This window comes from Polaribacter huanghezhanensis, from assembly GCF_030444335.1.
GTDB classification, from domain to species: Bacteria; Bacteroidota; Bacteroidia; order Flavobacteriales; family Flavobacteriaceae; genus Polaribacter; species Polaribacter huanghezhanensis.
Genome location: NZ_CP128595.1, coordinates 540,554 through 564,639, shown reverse-complemented (window position 1 = coordinate 564,639; position 24,086 = coordinate 540,554). Strand labels below are relative to the sequence as shown.

The 24,086-nt window shown below is 31.0% G+C and carries 26 protein-coding genes and 1 pseudogene; 18 read left to right on the top strand and 9 right to left on the bottom strand.

Annotation, left to right across the window (positions count from 1 at the left end; genetic code table 11):
* Nucleotides 1–26 precede the first annotated feature (26 nt).
* Together KCTC32516_RS02750 and KCTC32516_RS02745 are read left to right on the top strand one after the other, a co-directional pair.
* Nucleotides 27–392, top strand: coding sequence for a helix-turn-helix domain-containing protein (locus KCTC32516_RS02750; protein WP_301401810.1), 366 nt, complete (start codon nucleotides 27–29; stop codon nucleotides 390–392).
* Entirely contained in the window at nucleotides 379–867 is a 489-nt protein-coding gene (locus KCTC32516_RS02745) for a hypothetical protein (protein ID WP_301401809.1), read from the top strand. Before KCTC32516_RS02750 ends, KCTC32516_RS02745 begins: the two co-directional genes overlap by 14 nt.
* A gap of 343 nt (nucleotides 868–1,210) precedes the next feature.
* Here KCTC32516_RS02745 and KCTC32516_RS02740 read toward each other — a convergent pair whose 3' ends face one another.
* The 5 genes from KCTC32516_RS02740 to KCTC32516_RS02715 all read right to left on the bottom strand — a co-directional run bounded on the left by KCTC32516_RS02740 (nucleotide 1,211) and on the right by KCTC32516_RS02715 (nucleotide 5,269).
* On the bottom strand, nucleotides 1,211–2,512 hold the full coding sequence (locus KCTC32516_RS02740) for a ThiF family adenylyltransferase (protein WP_301401808.1): 1,302 nt from the start codon (nucleotides 2,510–2,512) through the stop codon (nucleotides 1,211–1,213).
* On the bottom strand, nucleotides 2,509–2,895 hold the full coding sequence (locus KCTC32516_RS02735) for an E2/UBC family protein (RefSeq protein WP_301401807.1): 387 nt from the start codon (nucleotides 2,893–2,895) through the stop codon (nucleotides 2,509–2,511). Before KCTC32516_RS02735 ends, KCTC32516_RS02740 begins: the two co-directional genes overlap by 4 nt.
* A 1-nt stretch (nucleotide 2,896) precedes the next feature.
* Nucleotides 2,897–3,454 (bottom strand): multiubiquitin domain-containing protein, encoded by a 558-nt coding sequence (locus KCTC32516_RS12170; RefSeq protein ID WP_436410106.1) that lies wholly within the window; start codon nucleotides 3,452–3,454, stop codon nucleotides 2,897–2,899.
* Nucleotides 3,455–3,719: 265 nt separating this feature from the next.
* Nucleotides 3,720–4,166 carry a hypothetical protein gene (locus KCTC32516_RS02720; RefSeq protein WP_301401806.1) on the bottom strand — a complete coding sequence of 149 codons (447 nt, stop codon included), beginning with the start codon at nucleotides 4,164–4,166 and terminating at the stop codon, nucleotides 3,720–3,722.
* Complete coding sequence (locus KCTC32516_RS02715) at nucleotides 4,166–5,269, bottom strand: ImmA/IrrE family metallo-endopeptidase (RefSeq protein WP_301401805.1); 1,104 nt, start codon at nucleotides 5,267–5,269, stop codon at nucleotides 4,166–4,168. The genes KCTC32516_RS02720 and KCTC32516_RS02715 overlap by 1 nt, the downstream gene beginning before the upstream one ends.
* A 288-nt stretch (nucleotides 5,270–5,557) precedes the next feature.
* Here KCTC32516_RS02715 and KCTC32516_RS02710 point away from each other — a divergent pair, with 288 nt between their 5' ends.
* Complete coding sequence (locus tag KCTC32516_RS02710) at nucleotides 5,558–5,680, top strand: hypothetical protein (RefSeq protein ID WP_301401804.1); 123 nt, start codon at nucleotides 5,558–5,560, stop codon at nucleotides 5,678–5,680.
* A gap of 56 nt (nucleotides 5,681–5,736) precedes the next feature.
* Here KCTC32516_RS02710 and KCTC32516_RS02705 read toward each other — a convergent pair whose 3' ends face one another.
* Nucleotides 5,737–7,041: a hypothetical protein gene (locus KCTC32516_RS02705; RefSeq protein ID WP_301401803.1), complete on the bottom strand. Its 1,305-nt coding sequence runs from the start codon at nucleotides 7,039–7,041 to the stop codon at nucleotides 5,737–5,739.
* 335 nt (nucleotides 7,042–7,376) lie between these two features.
* On the opposite strand from KCTC32516_RS02705, the gene KCTC32516_RS02700 reads away from it, so the two are divergent.
* The 10 genes from KCTC32516_RS02700 to KCTC32516_RS02655 all read left to right on the top strand — a co-directional run bounded on the left by KCTC32516_RS02700 (nucleotide 7,377) and on the right by KCTC32516_RS02655 (nucleotide 13,867).
* Nucleotides 7,377–7,850 (top strand): hypothetical protein, encoded by a 474-nt coding sequence (locus KCTC32516_RS02700; RefSeq protein ID WP_301401802.1) that lies wholly within the window; start codon nucleotides 7,377–7,379, stop codon nucleotides 7,848–7,850.
* Between the two features lie 64 nt (nucleotides 7,851–7,914).
* The gene (locus tag KCTC32516_RS02695) at nucleotides 7,915–8,178 is read left to right on the top strand and encodes a hypothetical protein (RefSeq protein WP_301401801.1); all 264 of its coding nucleotides are present in this window, start codon (nucleotides 7,915–7,917) and stop codon (nucleotides 8,176–8,178) included.
* 4 nt (nucleotides 8,179–8,182) lie between these two features.
* Nucleotides 8,183–9,307, top strand: a complete 1,125-nt coding sequence (locus KCTC32516_RS02690; protein WP_301401800.1) for a hypothetical protein — start codon at nucleotides 8,183–8,185, stop codon at nucleotides 9,305–9,307.
* A gap of 83 nt (nucleotides 9,308–9,390) precedes the next feature.
* On the top strand, nucleotides 9,391–10,011 hold the full coding sequence (locus KCTC32516_RS02685; protein WP_301401799.1) for a hypothetical protein: 621 nt from the start codon (nucleotides 9,391–9,393) through the stop codon (nucleotides 10,009–10,011).
* A gap of 131 nt (nucleotides 10,012–10,142) precedes the next feature.
* Nucleotides 10,143–11,594 carry a type IV secretory system conjugative DNA transfer family protein gene (locus KCTC32516_RS02680; protein ID WP_301401798.1) on the top strand — a complete coding sequence of 484 codons (1,452 nt, stop codon included), beginning with the start codon at nucleotides 10,143–10,145 and terminating at the stop codon, nucleotides 11,592–11,594.
* Complete coding sequence (locus KCTC32516_RS02675; protein ID WP_301401797.1) at nucleotides 11,581–11,976, top strand: hypothetical protein; 396 nt, start codon at nucleotides 11,581–11,583, stop codon at nucleotides 11,974–11,976. The genes KCTC32516_RS02680 and KCTC32516_RS02675 overlap by 14 nt, the downstream gene beginning before the upstream one ends.
* Before the next feature lie 92 nt (nucleotides 11,977–12,068).
* Entirely contained in the window at nucleotides 12,069–12,515 is a 447-nt protein-coding gene (locus tag KCTC32516_RS02670) for a relaxase/mobilization nuclease domain-containing protein (protein ID WP_301401796.1), read from the top strand.
* 23 nt (nucleotides 12,516–12,538) lie between these two features.
* Nucleotides 12,539–12,835: a hypothetical protein gene (locus tag KCTC32516_RS02665; protein WP_301401795.1), complete on the top strand. Its 297-nt coding sequence runs from the start codon at nucleotides 12,539–12,541 to the stop codon at nucleotides 12,833–12,835.
* 185 nt (nucleotides 12,836–13,020) lie between these two features.
* On the top strand, nucleotides 13,021–13,224 hold the full coding sequence (locus KCTC32516_RS02660) for a hypothetical protein (protein ID WP_301401794.1): 204 nt from the start codon (nucleotides 13,021–13,023) through the stop codon (nucleotides 13,222–13,224).
* A gap of 265 nt (nucleotides 13,225–13,489) precedes the next feature.
* The gene (locus KCTC32516_RS02655) at nucleotides 13,490–13,867 is read left to right on the top strand and encodes a hypothetical protein (RefSeq protein WP_301401793.1); all 378 of its coding nucleotides are present in this window, start codon (nucleotides 13,490–13,492) and stop codon (nucleotides 13,865–13,867) included.
* Nucleotides 13,868–14,099: 232 nt separating this feature from the next.
* On the opposite strand, the gene KCTC32516_RS02650 is transcribed toward KCTC32516_RS02655, so the two are convergent.
* From KCTC32516_RS02650 to KCTC32516_RS02640, 3 genes and pseudogenes are all read right to left on the bottom strand, one after another.
* Nucleotides 14,100–14,648: a hypothetical protein gene (locus tag KCTC32516_RS02650; protein WP_301401792.1), complete on the bottom strand. Its 549-nt coding sequence runs from the start codon at nucleotides 14,646–14,648 to the stop codon at nucleotides 14,100–14,102.
* Nucleotides 14,649–14,671: 23 nt separating this feature from the next.
* Nucleotides 14,672–14,881 (bottom strand): hypothetical protein, encoded by a 210-nt coding sequence (locus tag KCTC32516_RS02645; protein ID WP_301401791.1) that lies wholly within the window; start codon nucleotides 14,879–14,881, stop codon nucleotides 14,672–14,674.
* A 483-nt stretch (nucleotides 14,882–15,364) separates the two neighbouring features.
* A pseudogene (locus KCTC32516_RS02640) lies at nucleotides 15,365–16,309 on the bottom strand (IS110 family RNA-guided transposase).
* A 646-nt stretch (nucleotides 16,310–16,955) separates the two neighbouring features.
* Between KCTC32516_RS02640 and KCTC32516_RS02635 the strand changes: the two are divergent.
* The 5 genes from KCTC32516_RS02635 to KCTC32516_RS02615 all read left to right on the top strand — a co-directional run bounded on the left by KCTC32516_RS02635 (nucleotide 16,956) and on the right by KCTC32516_RS02615 (nucleotide 23,847).
* A complete protein-coding gene (locus KCTC32516_RS02635; RefSeq protein WP_301401790.1) occupies nucleotides 16,956–18,221 on the top strand; it encodes a GTPase-associated system all-helical protein GASH in 1,266 nt (421 codons plus the stop codon).
* A gap of 1 nt (nucleotide 18,222) precedes the next feature.
* Nucleotides 18,223–19,194, top strand: a complete 972-nt coding sequence (locus KCTC32516_RS02630) for a TRAFAC clade GTPase domain-containing protein (protein WP_301401789.1) — start codon at nucleotides 18,223–18,225, stop codon at nucleotides 19,192–19,194.
* A complete protein-coding gene (locus KCTC32516_RS02625) occupies nucleotides 19,187–20,044 on the top strand; it encodes a TRAFAC clade GTPase domain-containing protein (RefSeq protein WP_301401788.1) in 858 nt (285 codons plus the stop codon). The genes KCTC32516_RS02630 and KCTC32516_RS02625 overlap by 8 nt, the downstream gene beginning before the upstream one ends.
* Complete coding sequence (locus KCTC32516_RS02620) at nucleotides 20,037–23,144, top strand: GAP1-N1 domain-containing protein (protein WP_301401787.1); 3,108 nt, start codon at nucleotides 20,037–20,039, stop codon at nucleotides 23,142–23,144. Before KCTC32516_RS02625 ends, KCTC32516_RS02620 begins: the two co-directional genes overlap by 8 nt.
* Nucleotides 23,145–23,313: 169 nt before the next feature.
* Nucleotides 23,314–23,847: a hypothetical protein gene (locus KCTC32516_RS02615; RefSeq protein WP_301401786.1), complete on the top strand. Its 534-nt coding sequence runs from the start codon at nucleotides 23,314–23,316 to the stop codon at nucleotides 23,845–23,847.
* Nucleotides 23,848–24,086 lie beyond the last annotated feature (239 nt).

Below are 24,086 nucleotides of genomic sequence, written 5' to 3'. Positions count from 1 at the left end.
CTAACCCCTATGTCCTTTAAAACATAATGAATATTATCAATTATTTAAAACAAGCAAGGAAAAATGCTAGTCTTTCTCTTCAAGATGTTGCCCATCTATTAGAGATGGATGTTTCCAATCTTTCCAAATATGAAAGAGGAATCAAAACACCAACCTTACAAGTCATACTAGGATACCATATTATTACCAAGATACCACTCTCCGAATTATTTGGACAACATATTTTAACAGCTATTGATTCGATATCTAAAAAGCTGACACAATTTATTACTCGCTTGGAAGAAGAAGTAACTTCTCCAAAGATGGAACAACGAATTGCAAGTCTCTACGAGGTGCTTAACACCATATCTTGTTTAAAAGATGTGTCTGAAAATAATCATGAAAAAGAATAAACAACCGCTAATCCTGGTTTTATATCCAAACACCTATGGTCTTGGTTTTTTAATCTGTGAGAGTCCTCAGAAAATTATTGATTTTGGGATTTATAAAATACGTCCGTTCTCTAAAGCGAAGTATCTAAAAAAAGTAGAAAAACTGATGGACTTTTGTAAACCTGAAATAGTGTTGCTTCTAGATTATAAATCTAAAGTTTCTAAACGACAGCGAACACTCCTTCAAATGATTAAAAAAACAATTAAGGCTAAAAATTTAAAAGTTCACTCCTATTCTCGCTCACAGATAAAAGAAGTGTTTTCTTCTTTCAAGGCAAGTACAAAATTTGAAATAGCTTCTCTTATTATCAAATGGTATCCGCAGTTAAAAAGAATAGCTCCACATAAACGACTACCGTGGGGAGCTGAACATTATCAGATGGCTGTGCTGGATTGTTTTGCGTTGATGTTGTCGCATAATTATTTGACTGAGTAATTTCTAACTACCTACCTTTAATTAATTTTGTTTCTACTGCTGGTGACAATATAAACAACTCGCAAACACATAAACACAAGCTGAAAAAGTATTTTATGGACTCAGCCCTATCTCCTAAACGAATTCAACAAATCAAAGAGGGAGAATATTGAATATATAAGATAAATTTTAGTGATAAAAAGCTAATATTTTTTTATTAAATGTAATGCTATTCAAAGAACTTCTTTGATTTGTTACTATATCCTTTTGTAAAATAAATTTATCAAGGAAAACATTAGGGTATTTATATATAGATAGTAAAAGCACTCGTTTTAAATGCTTTTACTATGTATACTTAATCAGATTAAGTAAATGGATTATTATTAATACATTTACATTTTTTATTTACAGTTAATTTAGGCTCAAAATATATGTTGTTGTTAAAATCAAACATACTTTTTGTTGGATATGAACCTTTTAGTATTTTATAAATATTTAAGAATCTATTTATAGCAAAAGTTGCAACTGCTGTCGTTAATGTTATTACACTTGGAGCTTTTTCAACGCCTTGTACATACCCATCATCCTGTCTTTGTTTTAATTCTTCAGGTGTTAAACTTTCTTCCATAATTGTCATTGCATTTAGTGTATTAGTGCACCATAAACAAGGTTTATCATTCATCACAACATTTGTAGAAATTGCAGATTGAAGCACCACTTCTTTATCATCAAGTGGAATTGCACAACCAGAATCTACATATAAAATGGAATTTTCTAAAGTGTTTTTATTAAGAGTATCTCTAGCTGTGTGATTATCTAAGCACCCAAAAACAACATCATGTATTGATAAATCAGTTTGTGTATCTATAGCTTTATAATAAGTTTTGATTTTAATATCATCACTAAAAGATTTGATATGTTTCTTAACAACATCTACTTTGTATTTTCCAATACTCTTTTTTGTTGCTCCGTAAATTCTGGGTAAATTATGCACTTCAATTTTATCAAAATCATAAAAACTCAAATTCTTAACTCCCATTTTTGCCAACATTACGGCTAAAGGAGAACCAATACCTCCAAGCCCAACAATAGCAATATTTATATTAGATAAAACATCTATGCCACTATTTTTCATAAACCTAATCTGTCTATCAAACTCTTCAATGTCTAACCTTTTTGTTTTTTGACCAGCATCAATTATATAGTTTATGGTTTCTCCGTAAACTGAATAAGATTCAATTTTTTGTTTTTTTGAATCTGAAAAAACTACACCATGTATTCCTTTATTACTAAAGACAAAACTTCCAATAGAGTGGTTAAGAATATCTTTTAAATTTTCAAACATTTTATCGTTAGAAATATCATCTATAAAACTAAAAGTTGCAGGATGGTGTTCTTCAGGATGAGAATGAACAAATATTAAAGTTTTGTTTAAATGATTTGCTTGTAAACACGCAGAAGAAATATATGCTGAATTTGGAATACACCTATCTCTGTCTCTTTTAACCCAACTATCTTCTTGAGGATAAAAAATATCTGTAATAAATATGATTTTACCTTTGGTGTTAGCCAAAAGGAAACATCCATTTTCTTTTGGACTTAAATTAAATAAATATGTATTTAATTCATTGAATAAGCATTCTTTAAATTTAATTTTCCACTTCATATTCCTTGATTTAGACGTTTATTAATATAACTTATATAACCTTCTAAACTATCCTCTGATGGATTCCAAGGTTTGACTTGGTATGGATGAATACTAAATCTCCTCCAATTTATGCCACAATGATTTTCTATATGCTGTGCTGCTTGTGGAACTACTCCATTAGATAAAAACAATTTTTCATGTACCCAAAACATATCAAATGCACAACTTGGGTAATTTGTATTTGTCCAAACCAAAAGATCTGTTTTTTCCATATTAAAACTAGAGGGCAAGATGTAATCTTTAAAAACTACATAAACTCTACTGCCAACTAAACTCGTTTCAATTTGATAGCCGACCTTCTGAAGGTCGGCTATCTCTTTTAATAATTCACTAGGAATCATTTTATCCAAATTGAATATTACTAATAATAGCTTGAAAACATAAACCATTTTTCATTTTCACTGTGTCAGTAGCTTTTATTTCTTCTTGGCTTACTCCTTTTACAAGAAATAAACTGTACTGGTTAGAAGATAAATTGGCTAAGGCTAAAATTTCAGCTCCTGACATTTCTTTATTATCCACGGTATATGGACTCTTATTTATGGTAATTTGAAACGTATGCTTTGAGCCACCTTTGATAACAATAGTAGTTCCATTCTTCTTAACAGATTCGATACCATTATCTCTCATCTGTTCTGAACTATACATTTCACTTTTACCAATTGGTTCTCCGTTTTTTGCTTCTAATACAAAATACGGCGAACCATCTTTCGCTGTTTTTCTAATGTAATTTTCATCATCAATACAATTTTTTTGTACAGATGAAATTCCACCTAAAGCATTTTGCTTGTTTTTATATCCTTCTGACTGAAGAATAATTTCATGATTACCTGCTTTCAGGTTAAAATAATACTGACTGTCTTTGCCAGTAAACACTGTGTAATAACTTTTACTTATCATCCTTAAAATTTTAGAATGTTAATACTTTAATTTCACTCAATAGCGCCACTTCATTGTTTTTAGCACTGATAAGGTTTATTGAAGAGAAAAAGTTCTAATGTTGGATACAATCCGAGTCGATTGAAATCCGATGAACAGTATAAAAAAGTAGCCTTAATTTTTTTTATTTCAGGAAGTATTGTATGTTTGGTGTTCCAATTCACAAACGCAGATACTCTCTGTGTTAAAAATTAAAGTCTGGTCTTTTTAATTGACTGGACTTTTTCTATATTATATCTTTTATATTTCTCTTATATATTAGTTTTAGTTTATTAATTCTTTTTAATTTACTAGAATCTCCAAATATTAACTTCATAAATTCATCTAAGTATATTACTTGTATTGATAGCTCAATACACTTACTATAAACCGACCTATTTGATGTTATTAAGCAGGAATTCGTTATAAAAGCCTGATATATTGAACTCACATCTCCTTTTCCAAAAGCAAGTAATGAGTGTCTTTTTTTAAAATAGAACATTTCAATATCAACTTCAACCACCGTAAGTCCATTACTTTGAAGTAGCTGAATATCAAACTCTTTTAGTTTACTAAAATCACTAATTTTTATATTAGTCAATGAAATAGAATTACACTTACTACTGATAATACAAAACAAACCAAATCTATTTTGTATTATCATATCTTCTATGTCATTAATTACATAATCCATTAGCTTACCATTAATGCTGGTTCATTTTTAAATTGATTTTTCAATAAATCAATTTTCGTGTTTTTTAATTCTGCTGCTTTACCCCAGGTAATTTTTTGCTCACTAATACCTCTTAAAATCAAATTATCAAACGCTGTTGGTTTTTCAGAGCTGAAATATTTTCCAAATTCTTCAGAATTATCACGCCAAACATTGTATGAACTCCACCAATCATTACAAGTTTCTCTAGATATTAATCCTGTAGATTTCGCTCTAAAAATGATTGCACCAATTGATATTCCATATCTTTCTTTAATTGCTTTTAGCTCTCTCAAGGATATCTTTGTTCGGTTTTTACCTAATTCCATTTCCAAAGTATCATCAACTAATAGTATAGCACCTGCAAAATGATCACAATATTTTTCAATAGCATCGTTATCCAATTCTTCGACGAAGTCTAAAACAATATGACCTAATTCGTGAATTGTAGTAAATCTCTTTCTTGCTTTATCATTAACATTTGAATTAATTACAATTAAAGGAATATTTTCATTTGCTAAACCACTCAATCCTGAAAAAGTACTATTCATATCTACCTCAATAACATAGATTCCATTATCCTCAATAAGCTGAGTTACATCAGAAATAGGAGCATTACCTAACCTCCATTTTCTTCTTAACTTCTTTGCGGCTTTTTCTACATCTTTTTCACTCTCAATTATTAATCCTTCTAAAGGGTTAATATAATTATTTTTAATTTTTAATATTGTTTCTAATTCTAAGAAATTACGCAAATACTTTTTACAAATAGTTTTGACAAAACCAACATCAAAATTATTTTTATTGATTAAATCTTCCTCTCTAAAATTTAATTGATTAATTTCAATCTCAATATTATCATCCTCAAAAAAATATGTAGGAAGAACATTTAATTCCTCACTTAACTTCAACAATATTGAAGTACTTGGTAGTTGCTCTCCATTTTCATAACGAAAAATAGATTGTTTTGATAACCCAACCGAAATACCCAATGATTGCAGTGATAATCTTTTTTCTTCTCTTCGTTTTTTTAACTTAAATCCAAAATTTGAGTCCACAGTTTTCATTTTATTTGTTTTTTTCAATGTTAGTTACCACAAATATACAATAAAACATTTAATGTCACTTAATTTTTTTTATTTTATTTTAAAAGTGACAAAATATTAACTATTTTGTGGTTTAAATTTGATTCAAATAATATTATTCAGTATTTTTTTATCATTTGAAGTAAGATATAAAGTTATTTTAAGTAATTTAAATTAGGAATAAAACACGAAACTTATTATCCAAGACAAGAAATCTCTACTTTAGAAGAATATTTATCAAGGATTGATAAAACTGCCCTTCTAAAAAATCTCTAAAAAGATTATGGAGTGGTTTCCGAAATTGGAAACACTAGAATTACCCAAAAGGAAACATTGGATGACGAAAATCACAGCACAGGAGCATTTGATGCTATTGCACTGGCTTTGGTTTATTTTTATTTGGAAGTTTAGTGAGGAAATAAATAGAGACTTATAAATATTTTGATAAAGTTTTAGTGATAAAAAAGCTAAGGTTTTTTTATTGGCTCAGTGATGTTCAGTATGGAAAATTTAATAGAGACAGTACCTTGGTCACACCAACCTCCAAGTTTGGAATCTAAGACATCTAGCGAAATACCTTCATTTATTATTTCTTTGCCAACCTCTAAAGCATAGCTGTATCCTGAGCACCCTTGATTATCTCTGCTATTATGTTTATTACTAAGAGTCCCTCCTTCAAATATAATTTGATAATTTTCAGGAAGATTTGTTAAATAAGCTGTGTCAAATACTGGATTTAAGTAATCTCCTATTAATGTACCAGTAATTGAAAGAGTTTCACCTTTAAGAAAAGATATTTTTGCTATTGCATTTCGAATATTCCCTTTACCTTTATTATGAAAATCTAAAAAAACATTAAAATAATATTGTTCTCCATATTTTAATTTAGGCACGTCTATTTTATCTAGCAAACTTCCACAACCTATTTCACAGAGATCATCATTTACAGATAAAAAGCCTAATCCTGAATCAGATGGGTCTCCATTGAATTCTCCATAAAGCATAGAAGTTAAATTTCTATTTATTTCTAAATCTTGTGCTAATAAAGTTCTTGTAATTAAAACCTGTAATATAATGAAAGACAAAATCATTCCACCAAAAGCAAAATATCTCTTTCGTTTAACTTTTTTAGAATAATCTTGGTTATATGTTTTATAAATTCCAATGGATGCTATGGGCAGTACAACAAACGGGACAAACGAAAATAAATAACCAAAAAAGTAACCAATATAAAGAAGGTGTTTATTTAAACCTTTTTTTATTTTAGTGAAAATTGTTTCAGAGTTAATTTTGGTAGAGTTTATATTTTCTAGAGAAGTCTTTATTTCGATAATTTCAAACTTCCACGTTTTCGGGTTAATTAAATAATTATATTTTTTGAAATCATCTTCAAGTACTGGTCTAATATTTTCAATAAAAGTATCAAAACCTGTAACAACTCCAATCTCTTTGTCTTTAAGTTTTAAATTGGATAAAAATCTTTTTATCTCTTCAATATCATAGTTGGATTCTTTTTTAAATAAAAAGCATAAAATAGAAATTACATTCATCAAAGTAAGGTTTCCTTTGCCTATGTTATCTCCAACATTAGAATTACTTGTATTAGCGAGAATTCTTTTTCCATTTAAACCAGCAATGCCTTTAAAATAAGTACTAGCATTATATGATTTTGTAGCAATAGAATATTTTCCAAGACCACTTCCAAAAGTCTCTTTAAAATCATTACTACTAATAATTTCAAACCAATAATTTGTTTGATATGGCGCGTTCATAGTTTCAAAAATAACCTTTTTTAACAAAACGGATGCTTATACGGATAAACGGATATATAAAAGGATGTTCAAAAAGATTTTAAAACTCTATATATCAATATGTTGATAGTATATTTCGGTAGCGATATCGAGATAAAATGGGTAATAAAAAAAGCCCGAAAATGATTCGGGCTCGCCAACAACATCAAAAACCATCTTTGACATCTTGACTAGTACAATTGAGATTAGGACTCCCAACTGAACTAACTTTACTTAATATCATTTTAAGTAAATAAAGTCAAGCTACTTCAAAGTGGTTTTGAAAAAATTAATGTTTAATTAAAATTTTCAGAATCATGAAAACAAATAACAAAGAGCAACCTGCTCAAAACTTCAAAGAGAACACACAATCTCTAAAAGCAATTGAGTTATTAATTAAAGTGTCTGCTTACAGAAAAGTAGGACATGAATTATTAATGAAACTAGATTCTAATTCATTAAGTCCAAAACAGAAGGTTCAATACCTATACTTAAATGGAAGGTACTTCTTATACTGTTTCAAACTAGACAACGATTTAGAAAAATTAGAGAACTCAAATGATTTTTTTGATGATATGTTCAAACAGGCCTATGAGCATAAAGTAAAGATTACAGACCCAAGGTTATTCTACTCAAGAGCTTTTGTGAAATTTCAATTATCAAAATTAGTTTGGGATCAAGAACGTAAACCTTGGTTACTTGAAAAGGCAAGAACAATAACAAATAGAGCTCTTTCTCTTGATAATCAAAATGACAGTTTCTTATGGTTACAAAAACAATTGCAGACATAAATGTAAGCAGGCGCTTCTCTTTTTGAGAAGCGCCTTTCTATTCTTAAACTTAAAAATATTCAAAATGAAAAATAATAAAAGCTACTCTTTTAGGAGTGTAAGAAAATATTTATTGAATCATAGTTATGTACAAACCTACAGGCAAAAAGACTGTGATGCTTATCATAACTATAAGACCAATGAACACGTACTAGTTCCTTATCAAGAAGGAAGCTACACAGAAGATGAAATTTTACAACTATTTAAGATTAGTAAAGGTACAGAACTACCCTGTGAAATAGAACTATGTCGATTTAAATTATTTATCCACCAACAATCAAATACGTAAAACCATGAAAAGAAAAACCACTCAACAAGAAAAAATTACTCGATTGATAGACATAGAATTATCAGAGTATATTAATAAGCAAGATGTTGCTTATCGTGAGGAACACCTAAGAACAGCTACAAAGCTTTCAGTATTGAATTTCAATAGCTTACCAAAAAAGGCTAAGGTTTCAGACTTTATTGGAGCGCTTACTTCTGACTATCAACATTTAGTTGATTATACCGATGGAAATTTAACGGGAGATGTTCAAAAACTGAAAGGTCAGGCACATATCTCTGATACTCAAGATGAGCAAGTTGATATTGAAAGACAAATATCCGATGTGCAGAACAAGATTGTTCCGTTAAAAGGGAAATTTGATGATACCCCAAAGAAATACCTTCCAGAAATAAGAAAATGGTTTTGGCTCTTTATTCCTTTGCTTATCCTTATTGCAACTATGGAACTGATTAGTAATTTTGATTCCCTTGATAGTTTAGGAGGCAATAGAATCTCTAGTTTTGGCTTGGCTTTTTTAACAGGAATCATTGTCTACTGGTACGCCCATTTCATTCCTGGAAAGATTAAGAAATACGGAAATAACAATCCAAAGAGAGAACTACTTCTCTTTTTCTTTTTCTTAATTCCCATACTTGTCGTTTTCTATTTTTTCTCATTGATGCGTATTCAGTACACCATTGCATTGAATCCTCAAATGGTAGAAGTATATACTACCAGTCCGTGGGTATTTACCATTATAAATGCCTTTGCTTATACAATTTCATGTTGGATTATTTGGGCTTTTAAACCAAGTCATAAAATGATACTTGCCTATAAGAAATACCGCAATGATTTGATAGAGCTTCAAAAAGCGGAACAAGAACTTGAGGACTTGCACCAAAGACAAGCTGCACTTCAACCAGAGCTTCGTGAGAAACTCACCCTGCGTTACGAAATTCTGCGACTTGGTAAACAAACCGAAGATGAAATTGTAACAAAAATGAGAGGTTGTTTTGAGCTTTTTAAGATGGAATTGTATTTAAAAACTAATGGAACATGTGGTGTTCTTTTTACTGGAGATATAGACAAGGACCTACCAAAGCTAAAATTAAATTACCAAAATATCAACGATAAATTCCCAGCGATATGAAAAACCTACTTAAATGCCTTGTCCTGCTTCCATTTTTTTGGACTTGTACGAATGCGCCTCAGGAGTCAATAACGCTCGTTGTAATGGCAGATAAGACCGACAGCTTGATTCCGAGTCCAAAGTCACGCCATATCAACTCTTTTTTTAAAGATCTTCGGTTTTCTAGCGGAAAAAAAGTGTTTCGCTATCTAACAATTACTGATGCGAGTATTAATGAAGCTTATCAAATTGAGTTGCCTGCTTCTGAACGTTTAGAGAATTCACTCAAACGAAAAATGCTGAAAGACACTTTTTATAAGCAAATAGAGTCTTTGCTATCAGTCCAGAGCGAGAAGACAAGAATTTATGACAACTCAAGTATTATAAAGCCTCTGATAACTCAGCTGCAAAAAATACAAGAAATAGGAAGTACCCGTAAAGTATTACTACTCTACAGCGATATTCTAGAAGCTTCAGATGCATTGAATGTATATCAAGAAAAGTCGCAATCAAGATTACTTACAAACCCGAAGGATGTTGCTAAAGAACTTTCCTCCAAGCTTGTTGTCCCCAAACTAAATGATGTGGAACTCTATATTATCTATTATCCAAATAATGTTCACAACAATCGTTTGTTTGAAAAAATGACAGAAGTATATCAAGAATTATTCAAAAATTCTGGTCTTAAAATAACTATTGGAATAGATAATTCAATAAAGCTCTAAAAGATGAAAACACTTAAAATATTATTAGGCTTCCTATGGAAAATCGTGCTTATCTGTCTATACATCTTAACCCGTGGAACAGAATTGTTTTTACAAGTATTCAATAACGCATTTAAAAAACTATTACAAAAATGAAATTAAAAGATTTACCTATAGTAGCTATGGAGAGAATGGGAGAATTCTTGGATAGCGTTTTACAAGCATTAATTGGAAAAAACCATAGTCTTGAGGCTAGTTTTGAAAGACCCTCAAAACTAATATCTGCCAAAAATAAAGGTTTTTCTGTAACGGGAAAGAAACACTTATCAGTTCAGCAATCAAGAAACAATATGGTTATTATATCTCCCTCTGGAGGAGGCAAGACAACCTCTGTCATTTATCCTAGTATCTTTAATATTGAATCTTCAATGCTTATAAGCGACCCCTCTGGGGAGCTTATACAAACCAAAAATTATCTTCTCTCAAAAGGATTTAAAGTAAAAGTTTTGGACTTTGGAAATAAAGAACATTCATTGTACTACAATCCTCTTCGAAGAATTAAAAACAATGCAGATGTGAATAAGATTGCTCAGATGCTTGTACGCTCAAGCTCAAAATCAGAAGGAGATTTCTGGTCATTAAAGTCAACTGAACTCATAGGGTTGTTTATTAATTTCTTATTAGAAACAGCTCCTAAGGTGAATCAAAATCTTGCTAATGTTTTTCGATTACTGGAGTTATTACAGGCAGAACCTAAAGATATTGATGCACTCTTTGCCGATAAAGCACCGGAATACTTATGGAGAAAATACAAATCGCTGATGGGGAACTCAGAAAATACGAGAGCCTCAATTATTTCTTCAGCACAGGCGAGCTTATCTTTTATAGGAAATGATAAAACATTGAGTGATTTAACAAGTATTGACACCTTTAATTTTGATGATTTTCGTAGAGAAAAAACAGTCGTATTTTTACGGTGCCCACTAGGTGATATGAATTATTATTCCACTATTCTATCAATTCTATTTGAACAGTTCTTTTCTCATGTATTTAATGAATTGCCAAAACAAGAAGATGACGATATTTTTGTCTTAATTGATGAACTCTCAAGCCTACATTTACCAAACCTTTCTAATATCATTTCAAATGCTAGAAAGTTTAAAATTCCCATTTTAGGAGTACTTCAGAGTGAAAACCAATTGTATAACAATTATGGGTCATATAATGCAAAAACGATTCTAAACAATGCAAATGTGAAGGTGTATTTCACAGGGCTTACCGATGAGAGTATTCATCTTGAAAAAACACTAGGTACTTATGAGTACCAAGACGACAAAGGTATTAAAAGAAAGAGAAGTTTAATGACAAGTGATGAAATCCGCACAATGTCAAAAGACACGATCCTTGTGATACCAAGTGGCATGCGTCCTCTTCGTTGCAAGGTTACCCCGTATTACAAACAACAAAAACTTGTAGGGTATATGAACATGGAGACTCCTACTGAAGTAGAAGAAATTCATTTAAATTTTGAAGTACAGTATTTAGATCTTTCAAAATACAATGACAAAGAATTATCAAGTCAAAAGGAGAATGAGATACAATAGTCTACATGATTATTTGGATGATGTATTCTCGACAATACCACAGCCAACAAACGAGCAAATTAAACAGGCAAAAAAAGAGTACCGAAAAATGTACTCAGCTCAGTATTATAAAACATATCGGCAAGAGTACATCCAGATTAGTTTTCGGATTTCAAAAAAACAGTTTAGTACATTCTCTAAGCTAGCAAAAGAGAAAAACATAAAAGTAACAACTTTGATTCGACAGGGAATCTTACAACAATTAAAAAAATCATTCAGTCTTAAAACAAATGAACAGCGGTTACTACTATTACAAATGACAGATATCATTGAAGTGGCCGTTTATGAAAAAGAACCAGTAGATGTAAAAGTCCTTTTGAGTCTACTGGAACAAATGCAATAGAAACGAATATGATTGTAAAAGCTATATCTCATACAAGTACTCATAAATCATCAATTAAAAAGTTGATAGAATATGTACTTAACCCTGATAAAATGCAAGACATAGAACAAAAAAGAGAACAACTCGTTCTAAAACAGTTTGTTCAAGGTTATCATTCCGATAAATGGGTAAATGCTTTTAAAGAAAACGATAACAATAGAACTTTTAGACACGCTAAAAGAACGGTACTTCGCCATGAAATCATTAGTTTTTCTCCAAAGAGTAATCAGTATTTAACAAGAGATGTTTTAAAGACTATTGCAAAATATTATTTAAAGCATCGCTCACCAAAATCACTGGGAATTTGTACAGTACATTATGACAAAGCACCACATATCCACTTTGTCATTTCAGGTGTAGGTATTGGTGGGGTTTCGACAAGGATAAGCAGGGAAGAGTTCAAGGCTTTTAAAATTAAATTACAAGAATTTCAACAACAACTATTTCCCGAATTATCACATTCCATTGTAAATCATTCCAAAAAAAAAGCCTTGTCCTGAAATTGACTCAAAAGGAACAACACATGAAAATTCGAGGTGTTGTCTCTGAAAAGGGACAGCTTTCCAGAAAGGTAATACAAATAGCAAATACATGTAAATCTTTGGAAGAGTTATCTCAAAGGTTAGAAGAAAATTTAATAACACCTTATTCAAGAAACGGGAAACTAACAGGGCTTTGGTTTGGAAACAGAAAATTTAGATTTACAACTCTTGGTGTAGGAAAACAACATTTGAAACAATTAACAAAAGAGCAAGAACGACTTGATCTACTTACTCTTTTAAGGGCACGACAGTCTAAAGGCAAAGAATTAGAAATATGATTTTTCTTTAATCAGTTTCTATAATATATCCTGTTTGAATTTGTTAAAAAGATGTTAATTATTTTTATTGCTTGCGTTGTTTTTTAAATGTAATTATCTCTAATTTGTAAAGGGTGAATTCGTTATTTTTAGTGATATCATTATTAATGAATCTCATTTAATATTAATTTTATACTTTTGTACCAATGAAAAACAAAGGACAAAAAAAGTTTACCGTAGGAATTTCCTATGAAAAACATTTGATTGAAGCACAAGAAACTTATACAAAGGATGTGCTACCTCATCTTGATAAAAATAAAAAAGCATATGAAGAACATCTTAAAGAGAACAAAGAACAAGTTCTTACTTCTACGCAAAAAGCACAACTTAGTTGCCTAAACCCTATTTAATAATAATTGCTGGATGTAATGGTTCGGGAAAATCAACATTCTCTAAGAATTACACTAGTGAATTAGTTCCTTTTGATTTTGATAAGAGATTTAAGGAAAATTATACATCTATGTCTGATAGCGACCTAAGACAGAAAATGGCTAAAACTTAACTATAAAAGAATTTGAAAGCTCCATTAAAGGAGCTTTTTCAAATGGAAAAAACTTCTGTTATGAAACTAATTTCGATAATCATCCTATTTTTTGGGCAGAGAAAGCAAAACAATTGGGTTATCATTTAGAACTCCATTTTTATTGTTTAGAGTCTTTAGATTTAGCTAAAAGAAGGGTTTTCTATCGCACCCAAAGTAATGGGCATCACATCCCAAAAGATATAATAGATTATAAATGGAGAGAAGGGTATAAAAATCTCAATTTAAACTTCAAATTATTTGATCGCGTGTTATTGATTGATAATTCCTCTGAGAATAAGTCAGCACAAAATATGTTTACTTTAATAAAAGATAGTCAGCAAAAATATGAAGTTGAAATCTATGAAAGCAAAATCCCTCGTTATGCCAAAAGAAGATTTCCAGAAATATATAAGCTTTTAAAAGATTTACCTCTTAAAGACCGATTATCAATGTTTTTTAGAAGAGGATAGTCTCATTTGATATGGTAAAAAACCCATATCAATGAAATGAGTTTTTATGTTTAGGGATTCCAAAGGTCTTCCTTTGGCAAGATAGCAAGTTTATAAAACAGTAATGAAATGAATAGTTTGTAGGAACTTGCAATCTTGCAAGATTCAGAAAGTGAATTTTCCGTTTCGACTTGTTGGAAGAATACTCGCCTTGAGTTATTTCTAGGCGAATACTTTTAAAAAAGTAAGGTTTCTATATTTGTATTGCTTGAAACCTCAAAGCATATAATTCAAAAAGAAGAAATAAGCCAAGTCCATTGCTAAAAACGGGGAATTCATTTGGGTTTTTAGCTTCAAGCCACTGAATTCTTTGAGTTTTAGAAATGTCAAAGATATCTTCTACTCGTTTTATAGAAGAGCCTTTATCAAAATTGAAAGTGTGTTTAGATATCCCAATAATCAAGGATACAGTCACAAAAAAAGCAAACTCAGCATTTATTTTACGAGTCATATTTTCATTGTTTTCTATATAAAAAGGCTGAACTTTGACAATACAAAGTTCAGCCAATGATGCAATTTTATATTTGTTAATGCGTTTCGGCACAAATGGTTTAACATTGGTTTTTAACCAATCAAAGTATAATCTAGTGATTTTCGCACTTGCAAAATTAATAGTATTTAATTTTGTCCCTGTTCTTTTGAAATGTTTTAAACTAAAAATTTCAATGGCTCTTTCAAACTCCTGTTTTCTCTTGTCTTCAGGTTTTAAAGGCTCTTTTAATTCTTCAAAATTGCTACTCAAATCTTTTCTATAGAGTTTTTAACTTATTCGTTTTTCTCAAAGTCAGGGTACAAGACTTTATAAGCTTCGTCTGTTGCTTCTCTAGAAAAGAGTTCTAATTTAGATGTATCTAATTCATTATTGGTAAATACAATATTGTGTTGATTACAATAATTCATGTCCAATTCAGAGTTGATTTCTTCCATACTTTTTTCAGCAAAATCAATTACTTCTTTATTTAATAAATCTTCCATATTTAGTTTTTTAATTAAACAAACAAGGTGCCATATATACTAATGAAGTATATATGGCACCTATTTTATATTTCTTTAATCTTATTATACACAAATTGTTGCCTTTTTGCCAAATGCAATAAAGGTTAGAATTAATAATTTGAGCGCAATTATACAAAAATACAATCAAATAAATCTTAAAACTTTGTGAATTTAGTGATTTTTATATAGAAAAACAAATATTATTTTTACATAACACTAAGGTTGTCATCTATTTATGGTTATTTCGCACCTTGTTCAATTTCGATAATCGAGTTCCATAACTGTAATTTTTTACTTTTTATCTAACAAATATTTTGGTTAAAACACGGATTCCGGCACCAATTCTCTAACAAAGAACTGAGTTAAAAAACAACTATTTTCTTCATTAATTTTGTTCACTAGTATTCTAAGCTTAAAAACTCCTTTTAAGCTTTTTTTCTTATTTTTTTATGGAAGATTTTACTACTTAACTTTCAATACTGAAACAAAACTTGCATCATAAGGGTTTCCTGATTTTGCAATTGCAAAACTTTGTTTTAGTAATTTATTAGAAACTGCTATCAAGGCTAATTTCTTACTCTTGCCTTTATTTACAATTCGCTCATAAATCTCTCTACAACCTTTGTTGTGTTTACAAGCTGTAAAAGAACATAAAAAAAGTAAATTCCTTAACTTTTTATTACCAACTTTACTTATTCTTGCCCTACCTCGAACACTACTTCCAGATTCTCTTATTGTAGGAGTTATTCAAACATAACTACACAATTGTGATGCTGTCTCAAACTTCTTAAAACCATCAGTAACTACAATTAAAAACAAGGCTGTTTTAAGCCCTAAACCTGGTATGCTTTGTAATAAAGTAAGTTGTTGTTGCTGATCTTGTTTTACTAAAGAAAGAAGCTTTTCTTCAATACCTTTTAACTCTTTATCTAAGTGCTTTTTATCTCTTTTTAATGAACGATACACATATTTTGATGGTATTCCTAAAACTTCTTCTCCATGCAGCTTGTTCTTGGTAGCGGTACGTTTCTTTATAAAATTATCCATTAATCGGAACAATTGTAAGCATTCACTTTGTACATCGGTTAGTGCATTATAAAGCGGAACTTCTTGAGTTAATCCATACTCACAAATTGCTTTGGCATCACTTTTATCTGTCTTTACTTTGGCTAATTTCATTTGAATGAAATGCTTTACTGACAATGGATTGACAACCGAGACTATTTGTTCTTTCTTGTGTAAAAACTGCGCTAATCTGTAATGATAATAACCTGTTGTTTCCATGACAACTAAAGGAGTATCATTTAAAATCTGTAGAAACTTAACGAATCCTTTTTCTGTGTTTTTAAACTGTAAATGACCTTGACTACTGCCGAGCAACTTCTCAATTTTTATATTTAATTTAATCTTCCTAAAAGGTGTATCGATTATTACTTCTTCAAATTCTAAAAAATTATAATATGCTTTAATTGAAGCAACTTTCCTTTTTATTGTTCTTGGAGAATTTTTATTTAGAGCAATCATATACTTTCGTAAATGATTTTTTTTTACTTGAGTTAAACTCTCTAGCGGAGCGTTAGGTACAGGATGATCTTGAAAATTTACATGAACTGATTGATAATTTTCATCCAATTAAGTATTGTCTTTCCCAAAAGTAAGGTAAAGCCGTACTTCTACTTATATAAGATTTCATACTATTATTATATTGCTAATAAGCAAGTTAGAAAACAGGTATTTCTACCTGTTTTTTGATATTCTAAATATTGTTAGATTGAAAACTTATATAAAAAAGTTAGTAAAAGACTTCTTTAATGAGGAAAACCGTAATAATAATAAGTTTCAATTTCTTAATTTGCCTTGAAGGATAATAATTATGAAAATTAAACTAACAAGTAATAATGGAATTACTATCTTCATGGTTAAAAGTGTGGATTTATAAAAAAAAGCCACATTATAATTTATGTGACCAACTAAAAAATATATAAACGAAGTAAAAAAGAACCAAATTTTGACAACGCTTTAAAACAAATAATAACATTTAAAGAATATAATTATGGACGATAATTTCTTGCAGTCAACTCTAAAATCTGGCCTATTTGATATTGGCGATAGTGACGAAAGGCTAAAATGGCTTCAACAATCTGTTGCAACCCTAGTGAAGTATTTACAAAAGAATTACTCCCTATTACCAAGGTATTCTCTGGTGGCACTCGACCCAAATATTTCGGATAAAGAACCAATTCTAAATGATGTTGAAGAAATTGTAACTAAATATTGGACGGCTCTTAGAGGTAAATATCCCGATATGCCTAGGAATATTCACAGGGGTGTTATTTTAAATGCTTTAATGCAAATAGGAAGTGAGGATCCTGTTGCTGCACGAATTATATACTTGACGTCTGCAAATTTCTATCCTTATACAAAACTGGGTAAGGAAAAGGATATTGTCCATACTCTCTTAACTGAATTAGGAGAAATGGCAGAAAGCCATGCCATTGAAGAATGGTCGTTGATTGAAGAAGAACCCAAACTAAAACTGGGAGCTTTAAAGATAAATGACTTAAAATTTGGCAGTGCTAAAATTGATAAAGAAAATCTTAATGCTGGAATGCTTAAGGCAATTAAGAATGAGCCAAATGGTCATGGTTCAAATCATGGAGGAAACTCTGCTTGGGGTCCACACTTTGCGGCCACTTCTAGCAATGCAATAGCTAGTTCCATTGATTCTGCATTATCTGAATTAAATAAATCAGTAGCTCCTGCAACCCTTGAAGATCCAATAAACAAATTCTTCACTTCATTTAAAAAGTCCTTAGATGAGAGTTTAAAAGCCTCATTTGCTTCTATTCTAGCTGTTGAACGCAGAAGTAAGTTACTTTGGTGGAAGGAGACGCTTTATTCTCCAGCACTCAGGAAAAGCTATCGAGAAGTTTCACAGCCTATTCTTCCAATTATAATGGGAAGTGACCTAAACGAGCAGGTTGCTAAAATAACTCCAATAAGTGTAGACTATCTTTTGAGAGATACCTTGTTAATTTTAATTGAAAAAAAAGGTGAAAAAATAAAGTTTAAGGACTTTTTTAACTCCTTAACAGAAGATTCAACCAAATCTGAAATAACCAACCTTTTGCCCGAAATTAATGAATCAGATGGAAGAATTAGTTTAACTGATTTCATTGTTCTCTTCCTAAATAATAAGGCTAAACTCAAAGACTTTACTGAAAGAACAGGAATTAAGGAAGGTGATGAGATTTCTATTGAAGATTTATCTGTCGCAATTTTCCATGATTTACTCACCAAAAGACTAAGTTCTAAGTAATATGGCTGGAAATTGCTCACAACCTAAGTGTTATCCTGAGGACAGTGGATGCAATATTGAAGGATGCATAAATCTTTCAGATTGCAAATTCTATGGTAAAAAGGGAGCTCCTAAAAAGGAAGACAAACAAGCATTAGATGATGAAGGACATAGAATCTCTTGGACAGGAAATACAATGGGGCTTAATGATCTTAATTTTTTGACAGCATCCAGAAAGCCAATTTTTATAGGGGTTACAGGAGTTGCAAGTGCTGGGAAAACTACTTTTTTAGCCACACTATACTGTCTTATTAGACAGGGTGCTAAAATAGGTGAATACAGTTTTTCTGGTTCCCTTACACTCAACGGCTGGGAAGATATTGCATGGTATCTGAGTTGGAAAAGTAATGCAGAAATTCAGTTCCCAGACCATACCACCAATAACTCAGGGAGAGTTCCAGGGTTACTCCATTTAACCTTAAAAAATAAAGCAGGCAAAAATATAGACCTAATTTTCACAGATGCGCCTGGCGAATGGTTTGATCACTGGAGCAATAATGTAAATAGCGAAAATGCGATAGGTGCTCAGTGGATATATGAAAACTGCGACGGTTTTTTACTTTTTGCAGACAATGATATGCTTTCTGGTAGTCAAAGAGGTAATGCCAAACGACAACTTAAACAAGTTGCGGATCGGCTAATTGAAAACATCACCGATCGACCAATTGGTCTAATATGGTCTAAATCAGATTTAGAGTTAACTCACCAGACTAAAGAACAAATTGTCACACATATAGAAGCTACACCATTTAGTCACTTCAATCAATTTGAAACTAGCGTTCAAGAAGGCGATAAAGGGAAATTTCATAAGGCTATTTTGGAATCAGTTAACTGGATTATGGAGGTAATGGAACAAAATCACAATACACTTCCAAAAATTTCAGTAGCCAAACCCGAGGATATGTTTCTTTCAAAACGCACTATCAATGAATGATATGGAAAAACATAATATTTTGATAATTGGAGGTCCAAATACAGGTAAGACTCATTTTGGTATTCAATTGTACGAACGTATAAACAGTCGTCAGTTCGAATTTAAAATTGATCCTCAAAACCGCCCTTCTGATTTATCAATTTTTGAAGACGGATTAAAAAACATTTATAATGGAAAAAGAGCCGCACATACAGAAGCTAGTGCCAACCGAAGTATTGAACTGAAAATCACAGATGAAAAAAACTCTGAGGTTAAATTGGCTTTTCCAGACTATGCAGGTGAACAAATCACCTCAATTGTAGATAATAGAAAGGTCAATGATTTATGGCTAGACTATATTGAAAATAGTACATCATGGGTATTGTTCATTCGACTTAACGAACTAACTACTCTTGAGGATATCGTGAATAAAGGAATTCCAAGTGCGGAAGAAATTCAAAAAAGGAATAGTCAACCGCCTCCCGTAAAGATATCAGAAGCGGCCTTCTATGTAGAATTAATTCAAACATTAGCATATATAAAAGGACTTTCAAGATTCTCTCCAATTGTTGAGCCTAACTTAACCGTGGTTTTATCCTGCTGGGATGAACTAGACCTTCCTGAAGATCAGGTTCCTTCAACTTTACTTCAAGAGAGGCTTCCTATGTTATTTGATTTCTTGAATAATAACTGGCAAAATGAATCACTTTCAATTATAGGCTTATCATCAACAGAAAAATCACTTTCAGATGACCCTGATGATGACTTCATGGATAAGGAACCTATAAATTTTGGATATTTCGTTGATAAAGGTGGAAGCCGAAATGAGGATTTAACAAGTTTAATTTGGGATTTTATAGGGCATGAGTAACATTATTATCCATCAAGCCTTTTATGGTGAAGTCAACAAAGCTCATTCCAAAATTCATCAAACTATTGATGATTCTGAACTAACTTCATTCTTAATCAGATTTACGGATAGACCCGGTTCACTATCACCTGGCGTTACTCTTAAACCATATCTCTCAGGTTCAGATTTTAAGAAATATTACGTTTTTACTAAAACCTTTCCTGATCCGCAAGCTAGTCGCTCTGGCATGGTTCTAACACATGTTTTAATTACGGAAATATCATCACTTAAAAACCTTAATGACTTAAAAAGTATCCTAAGTCTTTTGATATCTGAAGTTCCGTTTGATAGAACCAATTTGGAGCCTGTAGAACTTAACGTTGTAAATTCTGATCACACTTATGAAAATAGACAACCAATTTATGTCCAAAAAACTCTTTCATCATTCATTAAGGGTGATTTACCTATTCTGTTTACAGGTGATTTAGACTCCTTTGAGGAAATACTTCAGCGTTTATGGAATTCTCCTATCGATGGATTTAGAGAACAACTTAAGTACAGAGCCAGTTTTTCACCCAAAGACATAGAAGGTTCGGATGATATAACCATTGTTTCAATTCAGAAAGAATTGTTGCCAAAATGGGGGACGCACAGTATAATTAATGACACAGATAAAGTTTTAATAGAAATAACTTCACATTCAGAAGCCTTGTTTCTAGGCCATTCAAAAGAAAACCCGTTTCAAATATTTATTAAAGAACTTGATGTAAATATAAATAGTCTACAAGTTGCTCGTCAATGTGATTCACTATTTTCCAATTACACTAAAATAAATGAATTGAATAACACTGATATTTTAAGGGGCGACATCAGAATGCTATCAAAGCTTTCACCCAATAAGAATAGTGGATTAATAATAAAACAAAAATATCTCGAAAAATATAAAAATTTGATTTTAAATGGACTAGAGTTGAATGTGAAAGGACTAAGAAATATCTCATGGAACTCCTTTGCACAAGGGGAAGAAAATGGTAGAAACCTTGTAAATTCAATTATTGAAAAGACCATTAAAGATTCCCAGTTTAAGCATATTGAAATGCTTTCTGAAATTTCCATCATTGCTGTAAATGAAACAAGCAAAACTTGGTGGCATAAAACCATAGTTGAATCCTTAAAAAGGAACATCTCAAACACGGAAGATATTATTCAGAAATCAATATGGAAACTCTTACTCTTCTCTAAAGATTGCTCCAAAACTATCTTATCAATTATACCTTCTCTTAAAGACTCAGAAGCAATTCTAATTCAATATTTGCCAAAAGAAGTACCAGCTGAAATAGGAAATATTTTTTTGCTTGAGTCACAAAAAAGGAAATGGTATTTGATGCATGCAGAAATTTTATTGAAACTCTACAAAACTGAAGAAGCCGTTAAAAGGCAATTAATTTTAGAGAATTCGTTAAGTTTTGAGGATTCAATAGGTATGAACTTGATCCTAAAAGAAATTTCAGATAATGGAGTCTTAGCCATTACTCTTGATTCGTGTAACGAGAAACTAATTCTAGAACTGACAAAAAGAATAATTAAAAGTGAGACTCTTTTAAAAACCCTTGATTTACAAGTTTCTTGTTGGTTAAATATTTGGACAGCTGTTCTCAACGAAAAGCAAGTATTTAATTATGGTATTAAGGGCAAAGAACAAGCGATTGTTTTCAGTGCTTTTGATTTAATATTGCAAGGCAAAAAAGTAGATGACATAGTTTTTGAACATATTTCACACACAACTTATTCAAATATTTCAGACTATACCAGTCGCAATGAAGTTTGGGAATACATACCAATTAGTTCTAGGGATATGTTTATTGATGCAACAGCCGACACAATATTAGAGAGGTTGCTCAAAGACGAAATTGATGGTGACTCAATAGAGCAGATTTTAACCGATCGTCTTACATCTGCATTGTATATCACATCATTCCTAAATAAAAACAGGAATAATATTGAGCCAGTGTTAAAGGTTTTCGAGAGTTTCTCTAATCTACCAGAAAAATTTCTTAGTGATTATATCTACTACTATAGTTCACAAATCACGGAAAATGAATCTCATAGGCTTGGCACTATTATTCTAAATAGAAATTTCACAACCACAGCACGTAATATTTATGATAAATCAAGTTACTATATGTCATTCACGTTGGCTTATGAAATTTCTAAATCTTTAGTGAAACTAAGCTGGTGGGAATCACTCCGTCCTAGTCCGATTCTACCACTATCATCACAATATAAACCTATGGTACAACAAAAAGAAAGCGAATTAAATGCAATAGAATCACTTCCAACAGTAGTTATTTTAACGGCAATACAAGAAGAATATGATGCTGTTAAACTATTCCTGAAAGAAGTTGTAGAAGTTGATCAAGATGACACCACCTATGAAGCAGGAATATTTTCATTATATGAGAAAGATATTGCTAAAGTCATTATCCGCGAATGTGGTGCAAAAAATACAATTGCAGCACAAGAAACAGAAAGAGCAATCCGAAATTTCAAGCCTTCTGCAATTTTCTTCGCTGGAATTGCTGGCTCCAGAAAGCCAAATGATTTTTCCCTTGGAGATGTAATTTTCCCGAAAGAGATATATTCTTATGAGGCAGGGAAATCAGATAAAAAATCGTTTGTGGCTAGACCTGATTTAGCTTCCACAACATACACTCTTATGGAAATAGCAAAAAAGGAAAGAAGAAAAGAGGATTGGAAATCATTAATTAAAAATGGATGGAATCAAGTTGTAAAGGCTGATTTAGGAATTATTGCCTCTGGAGAACAAATTATTGAGCATTATGAATCAGAAATAGGTGATATTTTAACCAAACACTACAATGATACTTCTGTAGTTGAAATGGAGGGTTTTGGTTTTGCAAAAGCTGCTATGCGGCAAGGAAGAGGTAATAGCCAGATGATGATAGGGGTTGTTAGAGGTATCTCTGATATAATTGGACAACCAAGCAAAAAGAAAATGGAAGAGGAAGATACTGATAGAAGACCAGAAAATGCAAAACAATTAGCTTCGGATACAGCTGCTGCTTTTACATACTGGTTGATATTTAAAGCATTTCCATAATCAAATGCTCACTTGCAAGTACAATAAATATTGAAAGTAAAAAAACAAAGAATAAATTATCGAAATTTAGTATTGATTTTATTAACTGATAAAAGTGTAAAATAATTATATACAAAAAGTTATGTACAATGCTTCGGAAAAGCAGTAATCACCAAATAATTAATAATTTATGAAAATAGCCATCTTAGGTTGGGGCTCTCTAATTTGGAATCCCGAAATATTAAAATTTGACAAACAAAATGGTTGGAATGAGGAAGGACCAATTTTACCAATTGAATTCTCAAGGATATCTCGGAATGGTAGAATAACTTTAGTTATTTCAAAAAATGGAAGTATGGTTCAAACCTTATATTCTAATTCTTCCGAAAGCAAATTAGATAATGCAATAGCTAATTTAAGAAAAAGAGAAGGTACGAATCTTAAAAACATTGGCTACTACAGCAAAGATAGTGATGAATTTTTTCCTAAAGACTTTGAATTTAAGCAGAATATATTAGATTGGATATGTAAAAAAGAAATCGATGCAGTTATTTGGACGGACTTAAATGAAAACTGGAAAGACATTACCGAAGACAGGATTGAATATCTTAGATCATTAAAGGATGAAACTAAAGAACTTGCAAAAGAATATATCATAAAAACACCTGAACAAATAAAAACGGTTTTAAGAGAGCGAATAAAAAAAGAGTTAAATTGGAAATAAATTAAATTATGAAATCAATAATTATAGAGCATAATGAATAATCAGTTTAAAATTTAACGATTGAACATTAGGTCAATAAAAAACAAAGAATTATTTTAGTTTTGAAAAAGAAGTTCATTGAAATAACCCACTTGTAAAAGTTGAGGTACTGGTAGAAAAAGTGTAAAAGGTCAAAAAAATGATCTTAGATTACTATCCATTCGGCTTAAAAGACAAAGGTAATAATAGCAAATATAGAT

Coding starts and splice junctions, on each gene's coding strand:
- KCTC32516_RS02745 (WP_301401809.1), top strand. CDS start 379: ATGAAAAAGAATAAACAACCGCTAATCCTGGTTTTATATCCAAACACC.
- KCTC32516_RS02670 (WP_301401796.1), top strand. CDS start 12,069: ATGCAAGACATAGAACAAAAAAGAGAACAACTCGTTCTAAAACAGTTT.
- KCTC32516_RS12170 (WP_436410106.1), bottom strand. CDS start 3,454: ATGATAAGTAAAAGTTATTACACAGTGTTTACTGGCAAAGACAGTCAG.
- KCTC32516_RS02645 (WP_301401791.1), bottom strand. CDS start 14,881: ATGGAAGATTTATTAAATAAAGAAGTAATTGATTTTGCTGAAAAAAGT.
- KCTC32516_RS02695 (WP_301401801.1), top strand. CDS start 7,915: ATGAAAAATAATAAAAGCTACTCTTTTAGGAGTGTAAGAAAATATTTA.
- KCTC32516_RS02705 (WP_301401803.1), bottom strand. CDS start 7,041: ATGAACGCGCCATATCAAACAAATTATTGGTTTGAAATTATTAGTAGT.
- KCTC32516_RS02660 (WP_301401794.1), top strand. CDS start 13,021: ATGAAAAACAAAGGACAAAAAAAGTTTACCGTAGGAATTTCCTATGAA.
- KCTC32516_RS02750 (WP_301401810.1), top strand. CDS start 27: ATGAATATTATCAATTATTTAAAACAAGCAAGGAAAAATGCTAGTCTT.
- KCTC32516_RS02720 (WP_301401806.1), bottom strand. CDS start 4,166: ATGGATTATGTAATTAATGACATAGAAGATATGATAATACAAAATAGA.
- KCTC32516_RS02690 (WP_301401800.1), top strand. CDS start 8,183: ATGAAAAGAAAAACCACTCAACAAGAAAAAATTACTCGATTGATAGAC.
- KCTC32516_RS02700 (WP_301401802.1), top strand. CDS start 7,377: ATGAAAACAAATAACAAAGAGCAACCTGCTCAAAACTTCAAAGAGAAC.
- KCTC32516_RS02615 (WP_301401786.1), top strand. CDS start 23,314: ATGAAAATAGCCATCTTAGGTTGGGGCTCTCTAATTTGGAATCCCGAA.
- KCTC32516_RS02630 (WP_301401789.1), top strand. CDS start 18,223: ATGGCTGGAAATTGCTCACAACCTAAGTGTTATCCTGAGGACAGTGGA.
- KCTC32516_RS02625 (WP_301401788.1), top strand. CDS start 19,187: ATGAATGATATGGAAAAACATAATATTTTGATAATTGGAGGTCCAAAT.
- KCTC32516_RS02685 (WP_301401799.1), top strand. CDS start 9,391: ATGGCAGATAAGACCGACAGCTTGATTCCGAGTCCAAAGTCACGCCAT.
- KCTC32516_RS02735 (WP_301401807.1), bottom strand. CDS start 2,895: ATGATTCCTAGTGAATTATTAAAAGAGATAGCCGACCTTCAGAAGGTC.
- KCTC32516_RS02665 (WP_301401795.1), top strand. CDS start 12,539: ATGAAAATTCGAGGTGTTGTCTCTGAAAAGGGACAGCTTTCCAGAAAG.
- KCTC32516_RS02635 (WP_301401790.1), top strand. CDS start 16,956: ATGGACGATAATTTCTTGCAGTCAACTCTAAAATCTGGCCTATTTGAT.
- KCTC32516_RS02740 (WP_301401808.1), bottom strand. CDS start 2,512: ATGAAGTGGAAAATTAAATTTAAAGAATGCTTATTCAATGAATTAAAT.
- KCTC32516_RS02675 (WP_301401797.1), top strand. CDS start 11,581: ATGAGATACAATAGTCTACATGATTATTTGGATGATGTATTCTCGACA.
- KCTC32516_RS02680 (WP_301401798.1), top strand. CDS start 10,143: ATGAAATTAAAAGATTTACCTATAGTAGCTATGGAGAGAATGGGAGAA.
- KCTC32516_RS02620 (WP_301401787.1), top strand. CDS start 20,037: ATGAGTAACATTATTATCCATCAAGCCTTTTATGGTGAAGTCAACAAA.